Consider the following 3955-nt stretch of genomic DNA (forward strand, 5'->3'; position numbering starts at 1 on the left):
GCGGTTGCCCGGAATCCGGAAGAAGCCGGTGGCCGGGGCGGCGTTGCGATGCATCAGCGCGAACAGCTTGTCGCGCCAGATCGGCATGCCGCGGTTGGCGGTGGCCACGATGGTCTCGCGGCTGGCGAAGAAGGTGGTGTCCATCGGGTCGAAGTAGATGCCGCCGTGGTCGCACGAGCGCATCAGCGCCAGTGGGACGTCCGGGGTCTCCATGAAGCCGAAGCGCACATAGACCCGGTAGAACTCGTCGCCCACCGATTCGATCTTCAGCCGCTGCCCCTCCATCGCATACGGGATCGGCAGGGTTTCCACATGCAGGAACACGTTGCGTTCGTGCAGCACTTTGTTGTGCTTGAGGTTGTGCATCAGTGCGTGCGGGGCCACGGTCGGATCCGCAGTGAGGAACACGGCGGTGCCCGGCACGCGTACCGGCGGCGCCAGCATCAGGCCCGGCAGGAAGGTATCCAGGCGGATGCCGTCCTTGCGGATCTCATCGCGCAGCAGCTCGCGGCCCCGGCGCCAGGTACGCATCATGGTGAACAGGAAGATGCCCAGCACTACCGGGAACCAGGCGCCCTGCAGCAGCTTGGCGCCGTTGGCGATGACAAAGCCGAGGTCGATGATGAAGAACACCACGCACAGGGGCAGCAGCCAGGCGCGTGCCTTCGGCCACAACGAGCGGGCCACCAGGGCCAGCAGCAGGGTATCGATGAGCATGGTGGCCGACACCGAGATGCCGTAGGCCACGGCCAGGTTGGACGAGCTGCGGAAGGCCAGCACCAGGCCGATCACCATCACCGCGATGCCCCAGTTGATGCCTGGAATGTAGATCTGGCCGATCGTGTCGTGCGAGGTGTGCTTGATGCGCATGCGCGGGATGTAGCCCAGCTGCATCGCCTGGCGCGAGACCGAGAACGCACCGGTGATGACCGACTGGGAGGCGATCACCGCCGCCATCGTGGCCAGGATGATCATCGGGTACAGCGCCCACGACGGCACTGCCTCAAAGAACGGGTTCTTCAGCGCCTCGGGATGGTTGAGCACCAGTGCGCCCTGCCCCAGGTAGTTCAGCACCAGGCACGGCAGCACGAAGAAGTACCAGGCATGGCGGATCGGCTTGGCACCGAAGTGGCCCATGTCGGCGTACAGCGCTTCGCCGCCGGTCACCGCCAGTACCACCGCACCGAGGATGAAGATGCCGTGCCAGCTGTGCTCCATGAAGAAGCGGATCGCCCACCACGGGTTGAAGGCTTTCAGCACTTCCGGCGCATCCACGATGTTGTAGATGCCGATCGCCGCCAGCGAAATGAACCAGACCGACGTGATCGGGCCGAACGCCTTGCCGATCTTCTCGGTGCCGAAGCGCTGCGCGGCGAACACCATCAGCAGCACTACCACCGTGATCGGCACGATGAAGGCATGCAGGCCGGGCGCGGCCACCTCCAGGCCTTCGACCGCGCCAAGCACCGAGATCGCCGGGGTGATCACGCCGTCGCCGAAGAACAGCGAGGCGCCGAAGATGCCAAGGATGCCCACCACGTAGGCCGAGCGCGACCCGTTGCGCAGCGTGCGCTGGGTCAGCGCCATCAGCGCCATGATGCCGCCCTCGCCGTCATTGTCGGCGCGCATGATGATGGTCACGTACTTCAGCGTGACCACGATGTTCAGTGCCCAGAACGCCAGCGAGAGCACGCCCAGTACCGTGTCGTGGTCGCTGTTGAGCCCGTAGTGCGGCGAGAACGCTTCCTTCAGGGTGTACAGCGGGCTGGTGCCGATATCACCGAAGACCACGCCGATCGCACCGATGATCAGCGCCAGGCCTCCGGCGGGAGGAGCGTGACCGTGGCCGCCGGGGGCAGCTGCGTGCGTGGTTTGACTGCTGGACATGGGACTCCTGGCGAGGCTCAGGCGGTTCGTTGAGAGAAAGGAAGCCGACTCAGCGCAGCGCGGACTGCAGCGCCTTGCGGATCACGGTGGCCGCTTCATCGCCTTCAGTGAAGGCGTCGCGGGCCATGCGGGCCGCTTCAGCAGGCTTGTAGCCCAGCTGCTGCAGCGCCACGGTGGCATCGGAAAGCGGGTCGGCCGCGGCCGGGCCGCTGCCGGTGGGCAGCGCGCCGCCGGCACCGAACTGGGCGGCGCGGTCGCGCAGTTCCAGCACCATGCGCTCGGCGGTCTTCTTGCCGATGCCCGGAATGCGGGTCAGCGCGGTGATGTCACCGGCCTGGACCATGCGCGCGAATTCCTCGACGGTGACCCCGGACAGCACAGCCAGCGCGATCTTCGCGCCGATGCCACTGACCTTCTGCACGTCGCGGAACAGCCGCCGTTCGCCCTCGCGCAGGAAGCCGTACAGCGAGACGCTGTCTTCCTTCTGCGCGTAATGGGTGTACAGGGTGACCTCGCGGCCGAGTTCGGGCAGGTCATAGAAGGTGCTCATCGGCGCCTCCAGCTCGTAGCCCACTCCGTTCACGTCCACCACCAGCCACGGCGGCGCCTTGTAGGCGACGATGCCGCGCAGTCGACCGATCATTGCGTGCAGCTCCTCATTTTCGGCCCCACGCCTGGCGGGCACTGAGCCCCAGGCGGTTGGCCGTTGCCCTTACGTGGGCATGGGTGATCGCCACCGCCAACGCGTCGGCCGCGTCGGCCTGCAGCTTGGTTTTCAGGTTGAGCATGAGCCCGACCATGTGTTGAACCTGTTGCTTTTCGGCACCACCACGACCGACCACCGCCAGCTTGATCTCGCTGGCGGCATATTCATGCACCGGCAGGTCGCGCAGCACAACGGCGGAAATCGCCGCGCCCCGGGCCTGGCCCAGCTTCAGCGCCGAATCGGGGTTGCGGGCCATGAACACGCGTTCGATGGCCACTTCCTGCGGCTGGAACTCGCGGCACAGGTCGGCCAGGCCGAGCACCAGCAGCTTCATGCGCTGCGGGAAATCGTCCGCGCCCAGCAGCACCAGCGGCTGGTGGTGCACGTAGGTGACGCGCCCGGCGGCGTCGACATCGATGATGCCGACCCCGGTCCGCTGTGAACCGGGGTCGATGCCGAGGATGCGGGTCATGCTGCGCTCCTGGCAGGGTGGAACGGGGTGCGCTGGCAGGCGTATGGGCTCATGACTGTCCGCGGTGACCGTTCAACGGCCCGCGCCCAGGCCGTCGAGGACGGCTCAGGCGTAGGCGTCGGCGCCCAGTTCGGCGTTGGAGTACACGTCCTGCACGTCGTCCAGATCTTCCAGCATGTCCAGCAGCTTCTTGACCTGCAGGGCGACCTCGCCCTCGACCTTGATGTCGTTGTCCGCGCGGAACGTGATTTCCGCGTGATCGGCGACATGGCCGGCGGCGGTCATCGCGTCCTTGACCGCGTTGAAGGCGTCAGGGCTGGTGACCACGTCGATCGAGCCGTCGTCCGGATAGACCACGATGTCATCGGCGCCGGCCTCGATGGCGGCTTCGGTGATGGCCTCCTCGTCGGCGCCCGGGGCGAAGCTGAGCACGCCCAGGCGCTTGAACATGAAGGCCACCGAGCCTTCGGTGCCCATGTTGCCGCCGCACTTGCTGAACGCATGGCGGACATCGGCCACGGTGCGCACGCGGTTGTCGGTCAGGCAGTCGACGATCACGGCCACGCCACCGGGGGCGTAGCCCTCGTAGCGGACTTCCTCGTAATCGACGCCTTCCAGTTCACCGGTGGCCTTCTTGATGGCGCGCTCGATCACGTCCTTGGACATGTTCACGGCCAGGCCCTTGTCCACCGCCACGCGCAGGCGCGGGTTGTTGTTGGGGTCGCCTCCACCGCCGCGCGCGGCGACGCCGATCTCGCGGATGATCTTGGTGAAAATCTTGCCGCGCTTCGCGTCGGACGCGTTCTTGCGGGCTTCGATGGAGGGGCCTCTACCCATGGGTGCTACCGTCTGGCTGCTTCAGGATCAAGGCGCGGATTCTACCTGATCGG

At 66.4% G+C, this 3955-nt stretch carries 4 protein-coding genes; all 4 read right to left on the reverse strand.

All coding sequences use genetic code 11. From position 1 onward, the window contains the following. Positions 1 to 1887: potassium transporter Kup (locus N5C25_RS20250; protein WP_279937779.1), on the reverse strand; the 1887-nt coding region annotated here is incomplete at its 3' end. Between the two features lie 49 nt (positions 1888 to 1936). Further along, entirely contained in the window at positions 1937 to 2530 is a 594-nt protein-coding gene (gene ruvA / locus N5C25_RS20255) for a Holliday junction branch migration protein RuvA (protein WP_279937780.1), read from the reverse strand. A gap of 13 nt (positions 2531 to 2543) precedes the next feature. Beyond that, the gene (gene ruvC, locus N5C25_RS20260; protein WP_019660132.1) at positions 2544 to 3065 is read right to left on the reverse strand and encodes a crossover junction endodeoxyribonuclease RuvC; all 522 of its coding nucleotides are present in this window, start codon (positions 3063 to 3065) and stop codon (positions 2544 to 2546) included. Between the two features lie 105 nt (positions 3066 to 3170). Continuing rightward, positions 3171 to 3902, reverse strand: coding sequence for a YebC/PmpR family DNA-binding transcriptional regulator (locus N5C25_RS20265; RefSeq protein ID WP_019660133.1), 732 nt, complete (start codon positions 3900 to 3902; stop codon positions 3171 to 3173). Between the last annotated feature and the right edge of the window lie 53 nt (positions 3903 to 3955).

The organism is Stenotrophomonas sp. GD03958 (genome assembly GCF_029839005.1).
Classification (GTDB): Bacteria; Pseudomonadota; Gammaproteobacteria; order Xanthomonadales; family Xanthomonadaceae; genus Stenotrophomonas; species Stenotrophomonas hibiscicola.